Annotated in this window: 19 protein-coding genes; 9 read left to right on the plus strand and 10 right to left on the minus strand. The window is 40.7% G+C overall.

The annotated features are described in order from the left end of the window. Positions 1 to 171 precede the first annotated feature (171 nt). Positions 172 to 1,290 (minus strand): Card1-like endonuclease domain-containing protein, encoded by a 1,119-nt coding sequence (locus F5613_RS01310; RefSeq protein ID WP_179398374.1) that lies wholly within the window; start codon positions 1,288 to 1,290, stop codon positions 172 to 174. 41 nt (positions 1,291 to 1,331) lie between these two features. After that, positions 1,332 to 1,946, minus strand: a complete 615-nt coding sequence (locus tag F5613_RS01315) for an HAD family hydrolase (protein WP_179398375.1) — start codon at positions 1,944 to 1,946, stop codon at positions 1,332 to 1,334. 79 nt (positions 1,947 to 2,025) lie between these two features. Between F5613_RS01315 and F5613_RS01320 the strand changes: the two genes are divergently transcribed. Further along, complete coding sequence (locus F5613_RS01320) at positions 2,026 to 2,352, plus strand: cupin domain-containing protein (RefSeq protein ID WP_068185403.1); 327 nt, start codon at positions 2,026 to 2,028, stop codon at positions 2,350 to 2,352. A 19-nt stretch (positions 2,353 to 2,371) separates the two neighbouring features. Here F5613_RS01320 and F5613_RS01325 read toward each other — a convergent pair whose 3' ends face one another. From F5613_RS01325 to F5613_RS01345, 5 genes are read right to left on the minus strand one after another with little or no spacing between them, the layout of a single operon-like run. Beyond that, the gene (locus F5613_RS01325) at positions 2,372 to 3,550 is read right to left on the minus strand and encodes a dicarboxylate/amino acid:cation symporter (protein ID WP_068185408.1); all 1,179 of its coding nucleotides are present in this window, start codon (positions 3,548 to 3,550) and stop codon (positions 2,372 to 2,374) included. A 22-nt stretch (positions 3,551 to 3,572) separates the two neighbouring features. After that, positions 3,573 to 5,030 carry an amidohydrolase gene (locus tag F5613_RS01330; protein WP_179398376.1) on the minus strand — a complete coding sequence of 486 codons (1,458 nt, stop codon included), beginning with the start codon at positions 5,028 to 5,030 and terminating at the stop codon, positions 3,573 to 3,575. 12 nt (positions 5,031 to 5,042) lie between these two features. Next, positions 5,043 to 5,621, minus strand: coding sequence for a TlpA family protein disulfide reductase (locus F5613_RS01335; protein ID WP_179398377.1), 579 nt, complete (start codon positions 5,619 to 5,621; stop codon positions 5,043 to 5,045). Positions 5,622 to 5,653: 32 nt separating this feature from the next. Then, positions 5,654 to 7,015: a RagB/SusD family nutrient uptake outer membrane protein gene (locus F5613_RS01340; RefSeq protein ID WP_179398378.1), complete on the minus strand. Its 1,362-nt coding sequence runs from the start codon at positions 7,013 to 7,015 to the stop codon at positions 5,654 to 5,656. Between the two features lie 12 nt (positions 7,016 to 7,027). Beyond that, on the minus strand, positions 7,028 to 10,099 hold the full coding sequence (locus F5613_RS01345) for a SusC/RagA family TonB-linked outer membrane protein (protein WP_179398379.1): 3,072 nt from the start codon (positions 10,097 to 10,099) through the stop codon (positions 7,028 to 7,030). Between the two features lie 406 nt (positions 10,100 to 10,505). Between F5613_RS01345 and F5613_RS01350 the strand changes: the two genes are divergently transcribed. The 6 genes from F5613_RS01350 to F5613_RS01375 all read left to right on the plus strand — a co-directional run bounded on the left by F5613_RS01350 (position 10,506) and on the right by F5613_RS01375 (position 17,425). After that, a complete protein-coding gene (locus tag F5613_RS01350) occupies positions 10,506 to 11,741 on the plus strand; it encodes a PLP-dependent transferase (RefSeq protein ID WP_179398380.1) in 1,236 nt (411 codons plus the stop codon). Positions 11,742 to 11,756: 15 nt separating this feature from the next. Next, positions 11,757 to 12,407 (plus strand): response regulator transcription factor, encoded by a 651-nt coding sequence (locus F5613_RS01355; protein WP_179398381.1) that lies wholly within the window; start codon positions 11,757 to 11,759, stop codon positions 12,405 to 12,407. Positions 12,408 to 12,625: 218 nt separating this feature from the next. Beyond that, complete coding sequence (locus F5613_RS01360) at positions 12,626 to 13,558, plus strand: DUF362 domain-containing protein (protein ID WP_068185452.1); 933 nt, start codon at positions 12,626 to 12,628, stop codon at positions 13,556 to 13,558. Beyond that, positions 13,558 to 15,147 (plus strand): 4Fe-4S binding protein, encoded by a 1,590-nt coding sequence (locus F5613_RS01365; RefSeq protein ID WP_179398382.1) that lies wholly within the window; start codon positions 13,558 to 13,560, stop codon positions 15,145 to 15,147. The genes F5613_RS01360 and F5613_RS01365 overlap by 1 nt, the downstream gene beginning before the upstream one ends. A 58-nt stretch (positions 15,148 to 15,205) precedes the next feature. Next, a complete protein-coding gene (tgt, locus tag F5613_RS01370; protein ID WP_068185457.1) occupies positions 15,206 to 16,336 on the plus strand; it encodes a tRNA guanosine(34) transglycosylase Tgt in 1,131 nt (376 codons plus the stop codon). A gap of 3 nt (positions 16,337 to 16,339) precedes the next feature. Then, positions 16,340 to 17,425: an LptF/LptG family permease gene (locus F5613_RS01375; RefSeq protein ID WP_068185461.1), complete on the plus strand. Its 1,086-nt coding sequence runs from the start codon at positions 16,340 to 16,342 to the stop codon at positions 17,423 to 17,425. A 72-nt stretch (positions 17,426 to 17,497) separates the two neighbouring features. Here the strand turns inward: F5613_RS01375 and F5613_RS01380 are convergent, their stop codons facing one another. From F5613_RS01380 to F5613_RS01390, 3 genes are all read right to left on the minus strand, one after another. Beyond that, a complete protein-coding gene (locus tag F5613_RS01380; RefSeq protein WP_079683132.1) occupies positions 17,498 to 17,998 on the minus strand; it encodes a thioredoxin family protein in 501 nt (166 codons plus the stop codon). A 376-nt stretch (positions 17,999 to 18,374) separates the two neighbouring features. Continuing rightward, positions 18,375 to 18,599 carry a CDGSH iron-sulfur domain-containing protein gene (locus tag F5613_RS01385; protein WP_179398383.1) on the minus strand — a complete coding sequence of 75 codons (225 nt, stop codon included), beginning with the start codon at positions 18,597 to 18,599 and terminating at the stop codon, positions 18,375 to 18,377. Between the two features lie 59 nt (positions 18,600 to 18,658). Then, entirely contained in the window at positions 18,659 to 19,945 is a 1,287-nt protein-coding gene (locus F5613_RS01390; RefSeq protein WP_179398384.1) for an L-cysteine desulfidase family protein, read from the minus strand. 193 nt (positions 19,946 to 20,138) lie between these two features. On the opposite strand from F5613_RS01390, the gene F5613_RS01395 reads away from it, so the two are divergent. Both F5613_RS01395 and F5613_RS01400 read left to right on the plus strand, forming a co-directional pair. Then, positions 20,139 to 20,825, plus strand: a complete 687-nt coding sequence (locus F5613_RS01395; protein ID WP_179398385.1) for a response regulator transcription factor — start codon at positions 20,139 to 20,141, stop codon at positions 20,823 to 20,825. Positions 20,826 to 20,835: 10 nt separating this feature from the next. Next, positions 20,836 to 22,605: a sensor histidine kinase gene (locus F5613_RS01400; protein WP_068185496.1), complete on the plus strand. Its 1,770-nt coding sequence runs from the start codon at positions 20,836 to 20,838 to the stop codon at positions 22,603 to 22,605. The last annotated feature ends 176 nt before the right edge of the window (positions 22,606 to 22,781 follow it).

Below are 22,781 nucleotides of genomic sequence, written 5' to 3' on the forward strand. Positions count from 1 at the left end.
TTTCACCATCAAAAATACAAACCGTGTGCCAGAGCAAACGGCTGTATTTTTGACACGTTAGAACTGTAAATCCTGTCCGCATTTCTGACAAATTTACAACATTCAAAACACTCATTATCTTTTATTTAATTATTTTAATGGAGCAATGGTGAGCATATACTTTGTTCGGTTTTAAAGAATCAGGGCCCCACTCCATTCGTCCAGACGATCGGGCAAGGTATAAATAAAATCAATTCGCTGATCGGCTGTTTTGGGAGCAAAAAGATATATCTGAAGGTCGGCACATTTATCCTGTAAATCTATGGCTATGGGATAATATGAGGCCAATACCGCCTGTGAAATATCTCCTCCGTAGGTTTCCCTCACTGCATCAATTTTGTAGATGTCGTTCTGACTTACGTAGCCCGACTTACATTCGATAAACATTAGTTTGAGTTCGTTGTTTAGCAGTACGTCCACTTCATTCTTGGTTCTTGTATCTTGTTTATTGGATTGAAAAAGTACGCTTTGCCATACTTCGCGTGGGGACGATTGTTTATTACTCCAGATACGTACCTGATTGGCCACCAGTGTTTCCCACCAGCGACCTTCAAAATAAAGATGACAGGCATTGGTATGCGGTAATTTCAACAACGGTTGGTTCTCTTTGTAAATAAATAATGATCCGTCCCGCTGTTTGTATCTCAATCCGTCTTGAAAGAGTTTAGATGCCGGCAGGTTAATCAGGTCGCGACGACAAAAGATACCAAAAAACTTCTGCAATCTAGCGTGCTCTTTAGGATGTTGCTCAATAAAGTTTTTTATGGATGCCGAAGCATCGATATCTGCCTCAGCCAAATCTTTGGCATTATGATATTCGGCCAGGTGATTGCCGCTGAGTGAAACAATTTCATGGTTTTCGAGCGTGGTATGCATCAACTCTTTTTCGAGTGTGTCCAGATGAACAATCTCTCTGTTCGGCGTAAGATAGAAGGCTTTTGCCTGATATTTACGCACGATATAGATAGCACCCAGTGTCATCAGCTTCGTCCCTTCAGATAGATTATAGGCGTAAAAGCCTTCATTCTCTTTCTGGATCTGTTCACAAACCTGCGCAACTGTACGCGCATCATAGGGTTGTACATGATAGATTTTATGTTGAATGGATGAAGGTAACAAAGGCAAAATGCGATCGGGCAATTGGTTGGTTTCTTCCGTGCATACAAAGTGAACCATATCTGGTCCAAACTCCTTTATCCCGTGGTAAACCGACAAAATTTCTTTTCCTAGGATGACTATCTGGTGATTCATAATTTATTCAGGTTTATTATAGATTGTAATTGTATAGAATCTCAGCTAAAAAGATGCGACCAGTCTTCAAAATCCTTTGGCGTATAGGTTTTAAATCCAAGGGAGGCCGCTGTTTCGCAGTTGGGAACTGCATCGTCTATCAAGAGAGTTTCTGCAGGAAGTATTCCGGCATCCTTTACAACGTGATTAAATATATCCGGATAGGGTTTCAGCATACCAAGCTGGTACGACAGGTAACAGGTGTGAAAATAATCGGAAGGTGTATGTCCATTCCACGAGAAGCGGTTACGGCATATCCAATCCCAGTGTATTGCGTTGGTATTGCTTAATAACATAACATTGTATTTATTTCGCAACTCAAGTAACAGTTCCAATCGTGCGGGCGGCATATGATCCAGCATAGAGATCCACGCATCGTCTATTTGCTGATCGGAAAGGGGTTGATTACTAAGCTTACGGATCCCATCACGAAACTGGTCGGGCGTAATACTTCCCTCCTCTATCTTCATAAAAAGCCCTTCCTGCAGGTAGGTTGTGGTAATCAGACTGCGGATGTCACTTATTCCAATATTTTCGAACGAAGCGATGCAACGCGGGCGATTCAGGTCTATCAGCACTCCGCCCATATCTATCAGTAGATTCTTTATATTTTTCATAGAATGCAAACTTACAAAAAAACAGCAACTTTCTATGTCTCGCGGCTGTTTATCAAATAAACATATAAATTAGAGAAAGATGAATATAGGTTTTGAAAAAGGAACTGTTCTCAATCTGGAACAGATGATTGATTATGCCGAAGGTGGTGTGGTTAGTAAACAAGTGATTAAAACAGATTCCGGTAACCTAACTCTCTTTTCGTTTGATGAGGGTCAGGGACTAACAGAGCATACTTCGCCTTACAATGCTGTAGTTCAGGTTTTGGACGGCCAAGCCGAGATTTCAATTAACCGGCAACCTCACATTCTAAAAGCCGGACAGACCATCATTATGCCGGCCAATGTACCACACGCTCTACATGCTATCAAACGGTTCAAAATGTTACTTTCCATGGTTAAAGGATAATTAAAACGCTGATTCCGGATTATTCCGGAATCAGATCGTTTTCTTTTTTATTGGCATATCCGGTAAGTGCAAGCGACAAAGCTCCGTCGCCTGTAACGTTGCATGCTGTGCCGAAACTATCCTGAAGTGCAAATATAGTAAGCAACAAGGCTGTACCGGCTTCGTCAAAGCCCAACACTGAAAGAACAATACCTAAAGAAGCCATGACTGTACCTCCCGGCACTCCGGGTGCTGCAATGGCAAATATCCCCAGCAAGAACACAAAAGTAATCATTGTTGCAAGAGGCGGTATTACTCCATATAACACTTGCGAAACTGTCATCACAAAAAAGACCTCCGTAATTACCGATCCGCAAAGATGTACATTGGCAAACAACGGGATTGAAAAATCGGTCACATCTTTGCGAAGCACATCACTTTTACCTGCACACTGAAGGGCAACGCCCAATGTTGCAGCAGATGACATAGTGCCTACTGCCGTAAGATAGGCGGGACCGTAATGCTTGAGTACCCGTAACGGATTTTTTCCAGCATAGATACCAGCCAGACCATAAAGCACAAACAACCATATGTAATGACAGACAATGGCAATAAGTATGACCGAAACAAAAATGGGAAGCTGACTGGCAATGGAGCCTTCGTAACTCAGCACACAGAAGTTTGCAGCAATAAAGAAAGGCAGTACGGGAATAAGGACACGTGTTACAAGTAGCAAAATCATTTGCTGAAACGACTCCAGTAGATCCTGAACAACAGACGATCGGATCCACACCGCCGAAATCCCGAGCATCAATGCCAATACCAATGCGCTGATTACAGACATCACAGGGGGAATATCCAGTTGAAATAGCATGGCAGGTATTTCTTTCAGGGTTGAGCCAGCAGTATCAACGTGAAGAAAGGGAATGGCTTCGTATCCAACAAACGCAGCAAACAAACCTCCGGCAACCGATGATGTGTAGGCTAAAAGCAAAGCTATACCTAACATCCCTCCCACATTGTTCTTCAACCGGGCGATGGAGGGTGCCACAAAACCTAATATGATAAGTGGCACCATAAAGAAGATGAGTTGCCCTAGAATGTGTTTTACTGAAACCACTACATACATTGCCTGCTCATTAGCAACAGTTCCAAGCAATATACCTGCAATCACCCCGGCCAGCAGCTGAACGATTGTACTTGTAAAGAATTTTTTCATGTAACCTTATTATTTTATAGCATTATCTTACCCTGTAATCGAGCGCAGGCTTTCTGTCGCCCAACAAAGGATCGTATTTGAACTCGTTGCCTCTGCGTTTATCAAACTCCTCCTTTACTTCCTCAATATAAGAGGGGTTGGTATAGAGTTCGATGGCAGAAAGTGCAAAAACCTTAGCCGAATTAATAAGCGACTTAGTGCCGATGGTTGTACCGTCTGATGCAACATTTTGCCAGCTGTGTCCGGCCGATCCCGGAATAAAGGTAGCTGTTGTAAAACTTACAGTTGGAACATTCCAGCTTACATCACCCACATCAGACGAACCCCCTCCCTGGGATGGCTCTTCTTCTTTGAGGGGAGCTATCCGGGCAACTTCACTCAATGCAGAGCTATCCCGGTTTACCGTTTTCAGGATTTCTTCTGCAAATGTTCTCTCGCGTGCATCATACTTTATACCTCCTACGATTTCAAGTTTCTTTTGAACCAGTTCGGCTAGTTTACGGTTTGGAAGCTTCTCATAAAACCCGGAAATGATTTCTGAAGAAACCTTGGTCTGAGTCCCCAATGCCGCTCCTTCGGCAGCCTTTTCTATCCAATTGGTCAGCTCCTTCAGAACTTCCCGCTTAGGACTGCGAATATAATAAGAAACTTTGGCAAATTCGGGAACAACGTTGGGAGCTTCTCCTCCATTTGTAATCACATAATGAATACGGGACGAGGTGGGAACATGTTCACGTAAAAGGTTCACCATGTAATTGAAAGCCTCTACCCCATCCAATGCCGACCTACCTTTATCTGGTGCTCCGGCTGCATGAGATGCCTTACCTGTAAAACTATAGTCAATCATCTGAATAGCCGTTCCGGTACCCACACTCACTCTGTTTCCTGTACCCGGATGCCAGTCAAGTATTACATCCACATTTTTAAAAAAGCCATCTCTTACCATGTAAACTTTACCTCCTCCACCTTCTTCAGCCGGTGTACCGAATACCTTGATTGTGCCGGCATGCTTATGTTCGGATAGCCATTGCTTTATAGCTACGGCTCCGGCAACCGAACCTACGCCAAACACATTATGTCCGCATCCATGCCCGTTGCCTCCCTCAACCAACGGTTTTCGGTAAGGAACTGTGTCTTGCGACAATCCGGGGAGCGCATCAAATTCGGCCAGAATACCTATTACCGGCTCACCGCTACCATAAGTTGCCACAAAAGCAGTAGGCATTCCTGCCACTCCAGTTTCAATATCAAAACCATTTTCCACCAGATGCTTCTGTAGCAATGAGGAGCTGAAAGTTTCCAAAAATCCTAATTCGGGATTAGCCCATATCTGCTTTTGTAATGCGTCGTATTGCTGGAAAGAATTATCCAGGTAGCTGATCGCTACATTATTAAGCGATGGTTGTTTGTTTTTCTTCGATGCGGCATATGCTGGCCATACCAGCAACAAAGCCGTTATAATAGCTATATATTGTTTCATTATCCAATTTTTTTATTTGTGACTGAGTATCTGGTCTACCTTTTTTACTAATCCATTGTATTCTTCTTCATTGAACAAACGTGTAAGGTAGACTATCTTTCCTGTTTTATCGACCAGCACATTGCGTGTTATTCCCGCTTTTGGCTGGGCATACAGAGAAAAGATTTTTCCGCCGGGATCAAGCCCCAAAGGATACGTAATTCCGGTCTGCTTTGCAAAATTGATTACTGTTTCGAGCGGTTCGTCGCGATCAATCCCGATAAATACAAAATGAGGATTGTCTTTATATTTTTGCCAGATATCTTTTTCAAGGTGAGGCATCTCCTTACGGCAAACCCCACACCAGCTAGCTGTAAACTGCAACAATACCACCTTACCCTTCAATTCCTTTGGAGTAATTTTACGCCCGTCGGTCAGCGTAATTGTAAATACAGGAGCTTTATCGCCAACTTTAACAATATATCCTGTGCTATCTTTATGCACGGCAGGGGTCGTTTCTTTTGATGAAAGCTGACTGTACAATGGTGTAGTTAATAAGACCAGAAAGGCAACTATAAGAAATTTTTCTTTTTGTTTAAATAGATTATTCATATTGTTCAATGTTTATGATTAAATAATTCAAATCAGTAACCCGGGTTTTGAACCAGTGCCGGATCTGCTGCAAGATCGTTATAAGGTATAGGGAAAATCCATTTTTGCGTATCATTTACTCCCAATACGGTGCCAGCTCTTCCGGTTCGGACAAGATCAAACCACCTGTGTGGCTCGAAGGCAAACTCCACCCTGCGTTCTTCTTCTATGGCCAAAAGAATCTCCTCCCTGGATGTGGATTCAAATGATGCTATCGACGAGCGGTTACGTACAGCATTCAGGTCGGCCAATGCCCCGACTAAATCGGGAGTTTCTTTTTTACTCCTTGCTTCAGAGCGAATAAGATATTGTTCGGCCAGACGGAACAGATAAGTAGGGTTATCATTATTAGATCTCCAATATAGAAGTTGTACATAGAAATCGGTTTTTGCTGGTGTTGAAACATCCTTAATCAAGGCTGATCTGGCACCTCCGATCAGCGGATCCCGCAGCCTGTTATATAAAGCTTTTGACGGAGCCAGTGTGTTACGGTACGCATCGGACGACCAAACCGAGAAGTAGCTACTTTTATCTGCGGTGCTGAATGCCAGCTCCCACACCGATTCCCTGGTATTCTTTCCGGAAAGGATGGTCTGCCAACTGACAAGGCCAAATGCCGTATTAGCAATCACTTTGGATGCGTAGGCTTCTGCCTTATCCCATTGTTCAGTATAGAGATATACTCTTGCCTTAAAAGCATATATGGCAGGAAGAGTAACTCTGTTGATGTTGGAATTATTTCCAATTAACTGTTCTGCTTTGTCAAGATCGCTTAGTACCTGTTTATACACCTCCTGACGATTGCTTTGTTTCAATCCGGAAAAGTCGGTTGCATTGAGGGTTGGTTGTAAAACCAAAGGGATATTTCCCCAGGCTCTGGCCAAGTCAAACTGAGCCAATGCACGTAAGGTATACGCCTCTCCCAACAATTGATTACGTTGTTGGTCTGTAAGTCCTGTTTCATTCAACAACGGTACTTTGGCAATGATATGGTTGGCTCCGTTCACCACTTTGTGGATTGCTTGCCATGAATCGTTCAGGGTACGATTATCCGCCCGGTAAGTATGAGTCACAAAGGTATTGTAGTGATTCTGGGTACCGACCCAAATCAATTCGCCACCTGCCAGATTGACGGCCGACTGAAATCCGTCTCCTCCATAATATTCGCTATGCTGTAATGCACTGTAAACGCCCAACAGAGCTGTTTCGGCCGACTTAGCATCTACAATCGAGATATTATCGGCAATATACTGAGGCGAATCCGGTTCCAGGAAATAACTTTCGCACGAGGTAAGCAGAAGAGTTAGTGCTGCTACTCCCGTTGCTATATTTCTTCTTATATTATAATTATTCATGATTTCCGTTTTTTAATAAGTAATGTTTATTCCAAACACAAAGGTTCGTGGATGAGGAGGCGTAGAAAAATCGAGGCCCTGTACTGTAGCATTTGAAAAATCCGCTGCTGCATTTACTTCCGGGTCGGCACCGGAATATCCGGTAAACGTTAACAGATTGGTTGCATTAGCATACAACTTTACACGCTGTAGTCCGGCTTTGGCAACCATAAAGCGTGGAAGTGTATAACCTAGAGATACATTACGCAATCTAATAAAGGATCCATCCTCCAAAAACCGGCTACTTTCAAAATTATGATTATAGCTACCATCAGCATTGGCAAGTGTAGTTACCCGGGGAATGTCGGTAATATCACCCGGTTTGGTCCACCTGTCCATCATGCTTTTTTGTAAAGACCACGAAACGCCTCGTGAACCTGCATGCTCCTGAAAATAGCGATTCATATTAAACACATCGTTTCCAACGGAAAAATAGAATAATATCGACAGATCAAAATTCTTATACCGGAATGTATTACGAAGCCCTCCGGTAAAATCGGGCCAGGCATCCCCTACTATCTGCCTGTCGTCTGTTGTAATTTTCCCATCCTTGGTACGGGAATCGTCGTACACCGCATTACCGGTCTGCGGATCAACATACAATTGTTTATACAACCAGAATGAATACATAGGATATCCCTCTTCCAGACGTACCCAATCGCGGTTGTATTGGGTAAATGAAACCGGGAGTTTTTCAATTTTATTGGCATTGTGAGATAAATTAATGGAGGTAGACCATTCAAAATCGGTTTTTCGGATATTTTGTGAATTTATCTCCAATTCGAATCCTTTATTACTCATTTCACCCAGATTATCAAATGTTGAGGCAAAGCCTGTCTTAGCAGGGACAGGGACACTCAGTAATAAATCAGTTGTGTACTTGTTATAGTAATTAAGCTGTATATTGAGACGATTATTAATAAATGCCGATTCCAAACCGATATTCCACTGCCGGGTTGTTTCCCACTTTAGATCCGAATTAGCCAACTGGTAGGGAGAGATGCCAGGCAAATCAAGGTAGTTGCTTCCTCCTGTCCAAAGACCCAGGGAGGCGAAATCGGCTATTTCCTGATTACCTGTCCACCCGATACTAGCCTTGACCTTTAATTCCGAAACGGCAGGCAGGTTGTCCTTGATGAATGTCTCCTGTCCTATTCTCCAGGATACACCTCCGGAAGGGAAGTATCCCCATTTGTTACTCTTTCCAAAACGGGAAGAAGCATCGGCCCGAAAATTAAAATCGGCACTGTACTTATCGGCGTAACTATAGTTTGCTCCACCAAAATATGAAATTATGCCCGACGGAATTTTGCCCGAAGTAGATCCGGTAGTTACCGCTGCCGATGAGATAGTAGTAAATTCTATCCCGGGGAAATTTGTCCCCGTAATGCTGGCACGTTCCACCACATTGCGTTGCAATGTATTACCTATGAATAATGAGATGAAATTCTTTTCGCCAATAGATGTGTAATAGTTTATCAGCTGCTCGGCAATCCACAATTTATTGGTTGTATTTACATCGGTAGCACTGCCGTTGGTAGATTTCCCTTCATTCATTTTTGCATTGTAATAGACAAATTCATGATACGTACTGTTATCAATGCTCCATGATGTTTTAAAGGAAAGATTGTTCAATAACTGCCACTTCAGAAACGTATTTGCAATAAGATGAGAGCCATTTGCATGATGATTACTGTTTTCGAGCAACAAATAGGGATTGTTAAAACGTTCGGCACTGTTGTATGTACCATCTATATTTAATATGGGGGTTAATGTGGGTGTATGGAGACCTGTGTTAAGGATTCCTCCGGTATCTCCGGTTCGGCAGATTTCACGAAGAGTCTCTGCGTATGATGTGCTGAATCCAAACTTTAGCTGCTTCGACAGATCGTGGTCCAGATTGAGTCTAAAACCGTAACGCTGGAAGTCCTGCAATTTAATAATAGACTCCTGATCTGTATATTCTCCTGACACATAAAATCGGGTCTGTTCGTTTCCTCCCGACAAAGAAAGGTTATACGTTTGTTGCAATCCGGTACGGAACAATAATCCAAGGCGGTCGTACGTTCCCTGCTCTTCTGGTGTGCCTTGTCCCGGAACTCCGTTTACAACCTCACTTACAGGACGATAAGGTCTACTCTCATACGATTTTCCATCATTTATATGTGCTTCATTTAGTATAAGGGCATGTTCGGGACCTGTCGTAAGATCCCACAATTTATCGTAATGAGAAAAACCGAATTCAGAATTAAACTGAACTGTGGTTTTATTACCTGAAGCTCCACGTTTGGTTGTAATTATAATAACTCCATTGGCTCCCCTCGCACCATATATGGCTGTGGCGTTGGCGTCTTTTAATACCTCCACACTTTCAATATCCGCAGGATTGAGGTCGGCTAGCGGATTGGTTGTCTGTCCGCCGCTACGAATTCCCTGAAGCGTTTTGTTATTCACAAATACTCCGTCTACTATATACAACGGTTCGTTACCCGCATTAATGGAAGTTGTTCCACGCAATCTTACTAACATGGCAGATCCGGGTACGCCGTTGGTGGACGATACAAGTAAACCACTGGCCTGACCCTGTAGCTTTTCGCCAAAGCTACTGCCTGAAACATCTTTAAGATCTTCCGATTTTACCTCCGTTATTGCACTGGTTCGTGCATTCTTCTTCGTTTGAGTATACCCGGTAACTACAATTTCGTCTAAACCGAGTGCATCTTCTTCCAATATTATCTGAAGTGGTTCTGATGAAGTGTTTTTGAGCTCCCTAATCAAGGGTTTGTAACCGATATATTTAATCAGTAGGGTTATTTTAGTTCTGGAAGGAATATCGGTTATGGTAAAATTACCGTCCAGATCGGTTGTCGAACCTATGGAAGTTCCTTGTACTTGAATGGTACTACCTATCAAGGGTTCGCCAGTTTTATTTCGGACGTTACCTTGCAGGAATATACCTGCTGGTTTTTCATCTGCTCTGACGTGCGACAGAAGAGGATTTAAAATAAATATAAGGATTGTTATTTTGTATATTAACTGGTTCATATTGGTATAATAATTTACGATTTATAACCTTATTAATGCGATGTTTATTACTATTTTCTTTTAAAGCGGAGTGCTGGGTTTTACACATGCTATGCATATACATAGACATATTCATCATGCTACAACACATTGTCGTGCACATGGAAGTTTTTACTTGTTTCATAATCTTTGTTTTTTTATTTAAAAATTAAACATAATTCACGATGCAAATCTATGAGCTATCAAATCCATACAAAATAACATGCTACAGGTATACGCATACCATGTTTATGGTATATGCGCAAGAATATGATTGTAATTGCAGCTAGATTTTCAAATTTAATTACCTTTGCTACTTCTAGGAAAGGAATTGGTAACACATATTAAGTCGTTGCCGGAATCTTAAAACAAATAGGTAGTTAGAAGAATGGAAGATTTTAGTTTTGAAGCCCGGGTATTAAATACCCCTTACGAAAAAGCAGATGTATATCATTCGCTTTCTATGCCTGTATATAATACAGCTGCATACGAATTCGATTCGGCTGAAGATATGGAAGCTGCTTTCTGCGGCCGTACAACCGATCATGCATATTCAAGGATCACAAATCCTACAGTACAATATTTTGAAGACCGAATCCGTATGATTACGGGCGCTATGGGGGTGACCGCTCTTAATTCCGGAATGGCAGCTATTAGCAACACATTGATGGCAATAGCATATTCTGGAGCTAATATAGTTACATCAAGACACTTATTTGGAAATACGTATTCATTTTTACTCAATACATTGGGTGCTTTTGGTGTGGAAACACGTTTCTGCGACTTAACCAACCCTGCTGAAGTAAGGAAACATGTTGATCAAAATACATGTGCGATCTTTCTCGAAGTGATTACCAATCCGCAGATGGAAGTTGCCGATCTTAAAGCTTTGAGTACGATAGGTAAAGAGGCAGGTGTTCCGCTGATAGCTGATACCACGGTAGTTCCTTTCAATATCTTTAAAGCGGTAACCTTTGGTGTGGATATTGAAATTGTGTCCAGCACTAAATACATTTCTGGAGGAGCAACAAGTACAGGTGGACTAATTTTGGATTATGGTACATTCGACTGGTCTAATTCTGCACGTCTTAAAGATGTATCGGCCCTGGTTGGTTCACAAAAGGCTTTTACCTTTAAAATGCGTAAAGAGATCCACCGTAACCTGGGTGCCTACATGACTCCTCAGGTGGCTTATATGCAAACGCTTGGAATCGAAACGATGTCTATCCGGTTTGAGCGGCAGGCAGCTACTTGTCTGGAACTTGCAAAGGAACTGCAGGAGTTGGAAAACATAGAATCAGTAAACTATACAGGATTGCCGGGTAATCCATACTACGACATCAGTACTTCCCAGTTCGGTCCGCTTCCGGGGGCAATGCTTACCTTTAATTTAGCTTCAAGGGAAGCTTGTTTTGCATTCATGAATAAGTTAAAGCTTATTAGGCGTGCGACCAATTTATTTGACAACAAAACTCTGGCAATTCATCCTGCCAGCACTATTTACGGTACCTTTACAGAGCAGCAGCGTGTTGCCATGGATGTAGATTCGAAAACCATACGTTTGTCGGTTGGACTGGAAACGGTAAACGACTTACTAACAGATATTAAGCAGGCATTACCTTAAATAAATAGAAAACATATGTCGAAGCCTTTTATCCTTGCTGATAATCAAGACATCACCAAAGCGGGTATTCTTTTTCTTTTGGAAAGAATGCCCGGTACTGTTCAATCGGTAGAAGCCGACACAAAAAAAGAGCTTATACGAGAGCTCACCGCTTTCCCCAAGGCGGTGGTGATCCTTGATTACACACTTTTTGATATAGCCGGAGCTGATGAGCTGATTATTCTAAGCGAACGCTTCAAAGATGCTGAGTGGATCCTGTTTTCGGACGAGCTTAGTGAAGAATTTATGCGTCGCATCGTTTTCAGCTCCGATAAATTCAGTGTGGTAATGAAAGACTGTGACAAAGAGGAAATTGAAGCAGCTCTGCAATATGCGATAGATTCGGAACGTTTTATTTGTCACCGTATTACCAATTTGTTGTTAAGCAAAAAAGTAATGGCTGAAAAGCAAGATAGTATTCTCACTTCTACAGAACAAGAAATTCTTAAACTGATTGCATTGGGAAGGACAACAAAAGAGATTGCCTCCGAGCGTTTTTCCAGCACGCATACCATAATCACTCATCGAAAAAATATATTTCGTAAACTTGCTGTAAACAATGTGCACGAAGCTACAAAATACGCCCTTCGTGCAGGGATAGTTGATTCTGCTGAATACTATATTTAATAAAAATCCAACCGGATATCCTCTATCGCGGTTGGATTTTTACTAATCACATAAACTATCTCGATAATCTGCAATTATTAATATTCGATATATAACCACATCTCCACAACCTGTATTTTGCACTTTTTCACACATTTAAGGATATAAATCTATATAATAACACTATATTTGCTAAATCTTTATATGCTTAGCCTACAATTAATACCTAAATACACAATATGAAACGTCGTGATTTCTTAAAGACCAGTGCAGTGGCGGGTGCTGCATTATCATTAAATTTTGATGGCTTGCAGGCAGCCCTATCTTCTAATACAGTTGCTGTAGAGAAGGCTCCCGACTTAGTTGCCGTAATGGGTGGAGAACCAGCAGCAATGTTAGACAAAGCTCTTGAGGCTTTAGGCGGAATTGGCAAATTTGTAAAGAAAGGGCAAAAGGTTGTAATTAAACCGAATATCGGATGGGACCGCGCTCCGGAAATGGCAGGAAATACAAATCCGGAATTAGTAGCTGCTTTAGTAAAGAAATGTCTTGGTGCCGGAGCCCAGAAAGTAACCGTATTTGACCATACGTGCGATAACTGGCAGAAATGTTATGAAACCAGCGGGATATCAGATGCTGTTAAAAAGGCCGGAGGTATCATGATGCCTGGTAATGATGAAAAATATTACAAAGAAGTAGCAATACCCGGAGGCGTTACGCTTAAGAATGCCAAAATTCATGAATCTCTTATTGAAGCTGATGTCTGGATAAATGTACCGGTGCTTAAAAATCATGGTGGTGCCAAGCTTACCTGTGCAATGAAAAATTACATGGGGATTGTTTGGGACAGACGTTATTTCCATTCAAATGATTTGCAGCAATGTATTGCCGACATATGTACATGGAATAAAAAACCGGTATTGAATATTGTGGATGCATATCGAATCATGCATAAAAACGGTCCACAAGGAAAAAGCCTTTCGGATGTAGCTCAACTTAAAACATTGATCGCATCTACCAATATTGTTGCTACAGACACAGCTGCGTTGAGATTCTTTAATCAGGTTGAGAAATTAGATATCAGTGCCGTAGGACACATAGGTAAAGGAGAAGCCCTTAAACTAGGCACCTCAAACCTGGATAAATTAACGATCAAACGTATTAAGATATAATGAAACAAACTAGCTTATTGAAGAGGTTGCGAGTTATTCTCGCAATCCTCTTTTTTGTACCTATCATTTTGTATTTTGTAGATTTTGCAAATCTATTACCCGATAGTTTGCATGGCCTTCTGCATTTACAGATAGTACCAGCCATCCTTGCAGGCATACTGTGGATAATCATTGCGCAGTTATTGCTTGTTCTGGTTTTTGGAAGGCTTTATTGCTCTGTTATTTGCCCTGCAGGTGTTTTGCAGGACATCATTAACCGGATTTATTGTATCGGTAAAAAGAAAAAGAACGGAAAACGCCGGTTCAGGTATAAAAAACCCATGAACTGGTTTCGTTACGGATTACTTGCCCTAACGACCTTGTTGGCTGTAGCCGGATCTATCGAATTATTACTATTGCTTGATCCATACAGCAACTTCGGCAGGGTGGCTGCCAACCTATTCAGACCGTTGGTTATATGGGGTAACAACCTGATAGCCGATGTATTGATGAAGTTCGACAATTATACACTGTACCATGTAACAATTGAAACGATTACTATACCTTCCTTGATTGCAGGTGCAGTTGTTCTATTACTTTTTGTCGGTCTGGTAGCCTGGAGAGGTCGTTTATTCTGTAACACACTTTGTCCGGTAGGATCTTTACTTGGACTCATTTCACGCTATTCACTGCTGAATATCAATTTTGATAAAAACGCATGTATTCAATGTGGTAAATGCGAGAAATCATGCAAAGCCGAGGCAATTGACATGGCAAGTATGCATGTGGACAACTCACGGTGCGTAGATTGTTTTAATTGCATATCATCATGCTCGAAAGATGCGCTTCATTACAGTATAAATCCTTTATTTAAAAATAAAGAAATCAATAAGGATACCGTAAAAACTGCAAATGTATCGTCAAGCAGGCGTTCATTCTTGTCTACAGGCATCACCGTTGCCTCCACCGTCCCTTTAGCAGCTGCGCTTGCTGAGCAGGTAAACGGACAAAAAAGACATAGAGAAAGAGCTCATGGAGAAGAAAATGAAGCTAACTGGTCGCCTGTAACTCCTCCCGGATCCATCAGTCTGGAACGATTTAAGGATACATGTACCGGCTGTCATTTATGTGTAGTGCAATGCCCTACTCATATTTTAAAACCTGCAGGACTGGAATATGGATTTGATTACCTATTAAAACCGCACCTTTCGTACAACAGCAGTTATTGCAATTACGAATGCACGGTTTGTTCGGATGTTTGTCCGAATCACGCAATCAAACCACTAACAGTCGAACAAAAGATAACAACACAGGTTGGTATTGCGCATTTCATTAAACATCGGTGTATTGTCGAGATTGATGGAACAGATTGCGGTGCTTGTTCGGAACACTGCCCCACTCAGGCCGTAAAAATGGTTCCCTATAAGGGAGATTTGAGAATTCCGCATGTTGAGCCGGAAATATGTATCGGGTGCGGTGGTTGCGAATCAATTTGCCCGGCTCGTCCGGCAAGAGCCATCATCATTAAAGCAAACGAAGTGCATCTTCTCGCAGAAAAGCCAAAAGAAGAAGAAATCAAAGAGGTAGTCGTTGACGAATTCGGTTTTTAGGCTTTCTTCTTTTGCTCCTTATGAAGGAAAGAAGTAACTTTGCGTAAAATTTTACCGAATGAAATTCGAACTTCAATACAAAGATACTAAAACAAATGCAAGGGCGGGCTTGATTACTACCGATCACGGGGTAATTGAGACGCCCATTTTTATGCCTGTTGGAACCCAGGGCTCTGTTAAGGCTGTTCATATGACCGAGCTGAAGGAAGATATCAAAGCTCAGATTATTTTGGGTAATACTTATCACCTTTATCTGCGACCGGGACTCGAAATACTGAAACAAGCCGGAGGTTTACATAAGTTTAATAGCTGGAATGGACCTATTCTGACAGATAGTGGAGGTTTTCAGGTGTTTTCATTAGCGGAAAACCGCAAATTGCATGAAGAAGGAGCCGAATTCCGTTCCCACATTGATGGTTCTAAACATTTATTTACTCCGGAAAAAGTAATGGATATTGAAAGAACCATTGGAGCCGATATCATTATGGCATTTGATGAATGTTGTCCAGGTGACGCCGATTATAACTATGCCAAAGAATCGCTGGGACTTACAGAGCGTTGGCTAGATCGTTGCTTTAACCGCTTCAACAGCACTGATCCCATGTATGGATATAACCAAAGCCTTTTTCCGATTGTACAAGGATGTGTTTATCCTGATTTGCGGATACGTGCTGCAGAAAACGTAGCTTCGAAGGGCGCCGATGGAAATGCAATCGGTGGATTGGCTGTAGGTGAGCCTACTGAAAAGATGTACGAAATGATTGAAGTCGTCAACGATATCCTTCCTAAAGACAAGCCACGCTATCTGATGGGAGTTGGAACACCTGTAAATTTATTGGAAGCCATAGAAAGGGGCGTTGATATGTTTGACTGTATCATGCCAACAAGAAACGGACGTAATGGACAGCTTTTCACCAAATATGGAACAATGAATATGCGTAACCAGAAATGGGAAAACGACTTCTCACCTCTTGACACAGAAGGCACATCGTATGTAGACTCGCTTTACAGCAAGGCTTATGTACGACATCTTTTCAAAACAAATGAATTGCTTGGCCTGCAGATAGCTTCAATACATAACTTGGCATTCTATTTATGGTTGGTGGGTGAAGCACGGAAGCACATTATCGCCGGCGATTTCTCAATATGGAAAAGTGGTATGGTTACTCAACTTTCAAACAGATTATAATCCATGAAATTCAAATTGAAACGGATCGACAAATACATTATCAAGCAGTTCCTTGGAACCTATGTATTTGCCATAATGTTGATCATTTCCATTTCGGTTGTGTTCGATATTAATGAGAAAATTGACAAGTTTCTGCAGCCTAACGTTCCGTTGAAAGACATCATTCTGGACTACTACCTGAATTTTATTCCTTATTTTGCAAATCTGTTCAGTCCCCTGTTTACTTTTATCGCCGTAATCTTTTTTACGTCGAAGTTGGCAGACAATTCAGAAATAATTGCAATGTTGGCCAGTGGAATGAGTTTCAGGCGGCTTATGATGCCCTATGCCGTTTCGGCAGCAATCATAGCAACCTTAACATTTGTATTAAACAGTTTTATCATACCCCCGGCAAATAGTACGCGTATCGATTTCCAGAACAAATACATAAAGAATAAGCAAATGTTGTATGCAAAGAACGTACAGCTTGAAGTTGAACCCGGAGTTTTTGCCTATTTCGATCGCTACGAGGCCCGTTCCAATATGGGGTATCGTTTTTCGTTGGAACATTTTAAAGATAAAAAACTAATCTCACGTCTTACAGCCAACTCAATCAAGTATGATTCCCTGTATCAATGGACAGTCATTGATTACATGATACGTGATTTTGAGGGGATGCGCGAAACCATACAAAGCGGCAGTCGTAAAGATACCACCCTTACTATTGTACCTTCCGATTTTCTTATATCGGTTAACGATTGCGAAACGATGACAACTCCACAGTTGGAAGTCTACATCAACCGGCAGAAGAAAAGAGGTATTGGCAATATACAGACATTCCAAATTGAATATCACAAGCGTTTTGCCACAGTGATGGCCGCATTTATTCTTACAACGATTGGAGCATCTCTCTCTTCGCGTAAAATTAAAGGGGGAATGGGACTTAACATCGGGATTGGACTTGCTCTAAGTTTTTCTTATATTCTGTTTATGACTGTAACATCCACCTTCGCTATAAACGGCTATGTTAGTCCGTTTGTTGCCGCTTGGATTCCAAATATTATTTATACGATGATTGCTGTTTTCCTATACAGGAGGGCTCCCAGATAATATAAGAATGAAAATATAAAAAAAGGAGGGTGAATCAATATTGATTCACCCTCTTTGCATACTCATTGTAGATTAATCTTTTCTTAATTCTTCAGGGAGATTTTTTGGAGAAACATTCACTGCGACTATTACACCTTTGTCGTCAATTAAAAAGTTCCTAAATCCTTTTTTCAAGCCATACTTCTTGTACAACTCTGATTCAGCACCCTGTTCGTCACGAAATTGATTTTCCTGATTCAACCCGTCTGCTTTAACTGTTTCTGAGAAAACAGAAGGACTCTTGTCGTAAGAGATTGAAATCATTTCAATTTCTGATGAATTCAACTTGTTAACCTCATTCCACAACTGAATGTTTCGCGCCCTGGATTCCGCATCATACGCAGCCCAAAAATTTAACAGCGTGTATTTGCCGGAATGATTCTGGAAACGTACCTCACGGCCGTTATCCATGGACTCTATTCTCGGAGCAAGATTTCCCGGAGTGTTACCTTCGGACAGACTCGCTTTTTTTGTAGAAGCAGACATAGTCAATATACCTGCAAATACAAGGAGAACATAAGCTCTAACCTTCATAATGTAATTTTTACGTTAAACTTAATCGATTTGCAACATAACTTTCAAGCAAACAATTCCTTCATTTCCGAAGGCTGCATATCATTTTATCACAAAACCGACTCCTGATTTTCAGGAAAGTAAAACGGTCCTATCTTTCTCTAAAGAATAGTTTCTGTCGTTTTACGGCGGCAAATATAGGTGCAAATTGGTTTACAGTCCAAATCTTAAACCAATTTTCTGCATAAAAACAACTTTTTTTATATGTTTTATAGAACAAAACACGCCACTCAAAGGTGTTATTTAACATGTAAACAAACCTAAATAGTCTGGCTTAAACTATAAAACGATTGAAAATATTAATGCGAAAGGGTTACAGAGTAAGGTAAAATATAAATTAAAAAAACTCTTCGTGTTCATACACATGCTTTGATTGGGTTAAATGCGAACCATCGCAGTAGGGTTGGTTTTTGGAATTGCCACATCTGCATATAGCACACATATCCCTTACTACAACCATTCCATCGGGAGTTGTAACCTTAACAGGTCCATGTATTACAACCGGACCTTTTTCAATAATCTTCACTTCAACAATTGATTGTTTGCTCTCGTTATCTCCCATAGGATTCTGATTGGAATTTTATCAACCTACAGTTATAACATAGTGAGAGTTTGATATGTTTACGCTTTTTTTGTCATAATCTGCAACACAAGCTTGTCGGTAGCCTCCATCCCTATCGACCCAATAGCCGTTAAATTGGCAATAGACTTGTCAACATCGTCGTCTATAATACCTTCAGAAGAGGTAACCACCTTATTTTCTATCGCCATAAGGGCCGAAAGCATGGCCGTAGAAACGCCGCTGGATACTTTCATGGCACAACTTGGCTTAGCCCCATCACAAATCATACCTGTGATGTTTCCAATCATATTTTTTATGGCATAGGATAATTGCAACTTACTCCCTCCCATCAGGTAAGTTATTCCACAACTCGCTCCTGTAGCAGCGACTACACATCCGCATAAAGCAGATAAACGGCCCAAACTCTGTTTAATATAAATAACCATCAGGTGGCTTAAAGTAAGAGCCCTTATTAGTTGCTCCTGCGAACATTTAATATCGTCGGCAAAACTTAACACAGGTAACGTAGCGGCTATTCCCTGGTTTCCACTCCCCGAATTACTCATTACTGGAATAAAAGCGCCATCCATTCGGGCATCGCATGCTGCAGCAGTCATAGAAAGCATATGCGTAAAAGCCGAATCTCCCAAATACTTTTTCCCATTTACTCCAGACACTGTTTTACAAACAGTGTGTCCATAGCTTCCATTAATTGATGAAATGGCAGCACGACGATTAAGTTCGGCCGATTCAAGGATAAATTCAAGGTCGTGAACAGGCGTTTGGGTCGCAAAATCGAATACTTTGGAGAAGGTCAATGCGACTTCGTCTTCCTGAAGGTTGGTATCAAGTGTATCGCTTTCTTGTTTATCAAATTGTTTTTCGCCGTTCTTTTCAACCAAAACCACCTGTGTATGCTCTTTCTGAATAATTACTTTTGAATATTCGGCCTCATAACGACAGATTACTTCTATATATAGCTTATCAACATTATCTTTCAATGATATATCAATACATCGTTTCTCAATCATATTTTTTCCTTCTTCAAGACTTTGAGGAGTAATATCTCTCAATACCTCCAGTCCGTATTCGGATTTACCAATCAAAGCTCCTAAAGCAACAGCAATAGGCAACCCAATCATTCCTGTTCCGGGAATACCAACACCCATTGCATTCTTAAGAACATTTGCACTAAGAAATACTTCTATTTTCTGAGGTGTTTTGGCTAGAGTTTCAGATGCTTTAGCTACTGCAAGTGCCACGGCCATAGGCTCGGTACATCCAATGGCGGGAACCACTTCGCGTTTAATTAGTTCTATGATCTGTTTCTGTATTGTAATATCCATATGTAATTCATGCTTATTTGTGTTATGCAAAGGTATCTAATATTTCTTTCAGCTCCATATAAATAGTATCAATTTGTATAATCAGACAGTCTGTAATACTTTTGTAATATTTATTTCATTACGCCGAAACAAAATAAGAGTTCTTTTGCATAAAATAATTATTTTTGTAATAAACTATTTAACATATTGAATTATGGCAACTACCCGTATTCTTGTTGTAGATGATGAAGAAGATTTGTGCGAAATATTAAAATTTAATCTCGAAATTGAGGGTTACGATGTTGATACCGCATTTAGCTCCGAAGATGCCCTGAAATTAGATATAAGCTCCTATAATTTATTACTTCTGGATGTAATGATGGGAGAAATATCCGGATTCAAGTTGGCAAACATGCTTCGGAAAAATGAAAAGACAGCCAAAATGCCCATCATATTTCTGACGGCCAAAGATACGGAAAATGATCTTCTTACCGGTTTCAATCTGGGTGCCGACGATTACATCTCCAAACCTTTTTCAATTCGTCAGGTTGTTGCCCGGGTTAAGGCCGTATTAAGACGTACAGCATCCAAACCTCTTGAACAAGAACCCGAATTATTAGCCTACGAGACTCTGATTCTGGACACCAAGCGCATTAAAGCTTCCGTAAACGGAGAAGAGGTTCCTTTAACAAAAAAAGAATTCGAAATTTTAAAGCTGTTGCTCGAAAATAAAGGAAATGTATTTTCAAGAGAAGAGATTTTATCGCGCATATGGAAAGACGAAGTGTATGTTCTTGATCGCACGATTGATGTAAATATTACCCGGCTACGAAAAAAAATAGGTATCTACGGTAAAAACATAGTTACCAGACTTGGTTTTGGTTATTGTTTTGAATATTAAAGTAACGAAGATGGTTCAAATTGAAAAAACAACCGATAACAGAATTCCATTTAGCCAGCGTCTGTTTTGGTCGGTCTTCTCCATGTTTCTTGGATTTACATTTTGCTTCCTGCTATTTCAGTTTCAGCGCGAAAAAGAATTTTCGCAGGATAAGCTTAATAAAGTCCTCGAAAATTACAATTATCAAATTTACCAACGCACCCATCAGTCGGCCAATATAGATTCTACATTAGCTCAGTTTCTGACTGAAATTCCGCAAAAAGAGCTTAGAATTACGATTATTGATCCTACGGGATTGGTTGTATTCGACAACATCCATCCGGAAGAATTAAACAATCACAACAACCGAAGTGAAGTTAAAAGTGCAAGAATAAACAATAAAGGATTTGCCATCCGCAAGTCTACTACAACCGGATTACGCTATTTCTATTCGGCCAATTTGATAGATAATTATATCTACCGTTCGGCATTACCTTATGATACGTACGTAAAAAGCGAACTATCTATCGATAAGGATTTTATATACTTTATGATTCTGATGACTACCATCTTCTTTATCGTCCTTTCCCGGTTTACTTTTAGCATCGGACGTACGATTTCCAAGCTGCGGAATTTTGCCCATGTGATGGAAAAAGACAGGGTTGTGGAGACTGCCTACACATTTTCCAATGATGAATTAGGTGATATTTCGCAGAATATAGTTACACTTTATCATAAGCAGCAAATAGCTAAAGATGCATTGTCGATGGAAAGAGAAAAGCTGATCAAACATTTTCAGTATTCGAAAGAGGGGTTTGCCATGTTTTCTGGCGAAGGCAAGGAAACCTTATCCAATATTCTTTTCAATCAATATATAAATGTAATATCCGATAAACAGATCAAAAATGCGGAAGAAGCTATTTCCATCCCGGAAATGGAACCGATAAGAAGTTTTCTGAGACGTAGTATGGTTGACCCGAATCGTAAAAGAAAAGTGCTTAGAGAATCGCTTACTGTCGATAAAAACGGAAAGATTTTTCTCATTGAATGTATTTTATTTCTGGATAACAGCTACGAATTGTCAATAAGCGACATTTCGCGTCAGGAAGAAGAGAGCCGGATGAAACGTCAGCTTACCCAGAATGTAGCGCACGAACTTAAAACACCTGTAAGCAGTATTCAGGGATACCTCGAGACCATTATCGCCAATCCTAATCTGGCACCTGAGAAACGACAGTTTTTTATAGAACGTTGCTATTCACAAAGTACCCGACTAACAGGATTGCTAAGGGATATTTCCGTTCTGAATCGCCTGGATGAAGCGTCTGACATGTTTGACCTGAGTGAAATCAGTATCAAAAGATTACTAGGCGAAATACAAAAGGAGTGTTCAAAAGAATTAGCCGAAAAGAGAATTGAAACCAATATTATTCTTCCAGGCAATCCCGTAATTTACGGAAATTACTCCTTATTATATTCAATCTTCCGGAATCTGTACGACAATGCCATCGCTTATGCCGGCGAAGGGATAACTATTACAGTTAATTGTTACAAAGAAGATCCGAAGTATTACTATTTCAGTTTTGCCGATAATGGTATAGGAATAAGCGAAGAACATATAAATCGCATATTTGAACGGTTTTACAGAGTAGATAAAGGTAGAAGCCGAAAGGTAGGCGGAACAGGACTTGGCTTGTCAATCGTAAAGAATGGTGTTAACTTTCACAAAGGACAAATCCTTGCCAAAAATCGCCCCGAGGGAGGATTAGAGTTTTTATTTACCCTAAAGAAGCGAGTGTAAACGAAGAATAGTTTTTTTCATTACGAAGATCTAATCGTTGGACCATGGTTGAAATATCGTTGAACCATGGTCCAACGATATCTTGACCTAGGTTCAACGATAAATAGACCATGGTCCAACGATTAGCTTATATAAGTAAAAAAAATAGATTATGGCAGGAATCTGCCTAAGTTCTC

The sequence above is a fragment of the Macellibacteroides fermentans genome (assembly GCF_013409575.1).
Classification (GTDB): Bacteria; Bacteroidota; Bacteroidia; order Bacteroidales; family Tannerellaceae; genus Macellibacteroides; species Macellibacteroides fermentans.

Bases quoted from the DNA above. Each gene is read 5' to 3' on its own strand.
- F5613_RS01335 (WP_179398377.1), bottom strand. From the start codon at position 5,621: ATGAATAATCTATTTAAACAAAAAGAAAAATTTCTTATAGTTGCCTTT.
- F5613_RS01380 (WP_079683132.1), bottom strand. From the start codon at position 17,998: ATGAAGGTTAGAGCTTATGTTCTCCTTGTATTTGCAGGTATATTGACT.
- F5613_RS01315 (WP_179398375.1), bottom strand. From the start codon at position 1,946: ATGAAAAATATAAAGAATCTACTGATAGATATGGGCGGAGTGCTGATA.
- F5613_RS01365 (WP_179398382.1), top strand. From the start codon at position 13,558: ATGAAACAAACTAGCTTATTGAAGAGGTTGCGAGTTATTCTCGCAATC.
- F5613_RS01355 (WP_179398381.1), top strand. From the start codon at position 11,757: ATGTCGAAGCCTTTTATCCTTGCTGATAATCAAGACATCACCAAAGCG.
- F5613_RS01350 (WP_179398380.1), top strand. From the start codon at position 10,506: ATGGAAGATTTTAGTTTTGAAGCCCGGGTATTAAATACCCCTTACGAA.
- F5613_RS01385 (WP_179398383.1), bottom strand. From the start codon at position 18,599: ATGGGAGATAACGAGAGCAAACAATCAATTGTTGAAGTGAAGATTATT.
- F5613_RS01400 (WP_068185496.1), top strand. From the start codon at position 20,836: ATGGTTCAAATTGAAAAAACAACCGATAACAGAATTCCATTTAGCCAG.
- F5613_RS01390 (WP_179398384.1), bottom strand. From the start codon at position 19,945: ATGGATATTACAATACAGAAACAGATCATAGAACTAATTAAACGCGAA.
- F5613_RS01345 (WP_179398379.1), bottom strand. From the start codon at position 10,099: ATGAACCAGTTAATATACAAAATAACAATCCTTATATTTATTTTAAAT.
- F5613_RS01325 (WP_068185408.1), bottom strand. From the start codon at position 3,550: ATGAAAAAATTCTTTACAAGTACAATCGTTCAGCTGCTGGCCGGGGTG.
- F5613_RS01360 (WP_068185452.1), top strand. From the start codon at position 12,626: ATGAAACGTCGTGATTTCTTAAAGACCAGTGCAGTGGCGGGTGCTGCA.
- tgt (WP_068185457.1), top strand. From the start codon at position 15,206: ATGAAATTCGAACTTCAATACAAAGATACTAAAACAAATGCAAGGGCG.
- F5613_RS01375 (WP_068185461.1), top strand. From the start codon at position 16,340: ATGAAATTCAAATTGAAACGGATCGACAAATACATTATCAAGCAGTTC.
- F5613_RS01330 (WP_179398376.1), bottom strand. From the start codon at position 5,030: ATGAAACAATATATAGCTATTATAACGGCTTTGTTGCTGGTATGGCCA.
- F5613_RS01320 (WP_068185403.1), top strand. From the start codon at position 2,026: ATGAATATAGGTTTTGAAAAAGGAACTGTTCTCAATCTGGAACAGATG.
- F5613_RS01395 (WP_179398385.1), top strand. From the start codon at position 20,139: ATGGCAACTACCCGTATTCTTGTTGTAGATGATGAAGAAGATTTGTGC.
- F5613_RS01310 (WP_179398374.1), bottom strand. From the start codon at position 1,290: ATGAATCACCAGATAGTCATCCTAGGAAAAGAAATTTTGTCGGTTTAC.
- F5613_RS01340 (WP_179398378.1), bottom strand. From the start codon at position 7,015: ATGAATAATTATAATATAAGAAGAAATATAGCAACGGGAGTAGCAGCA.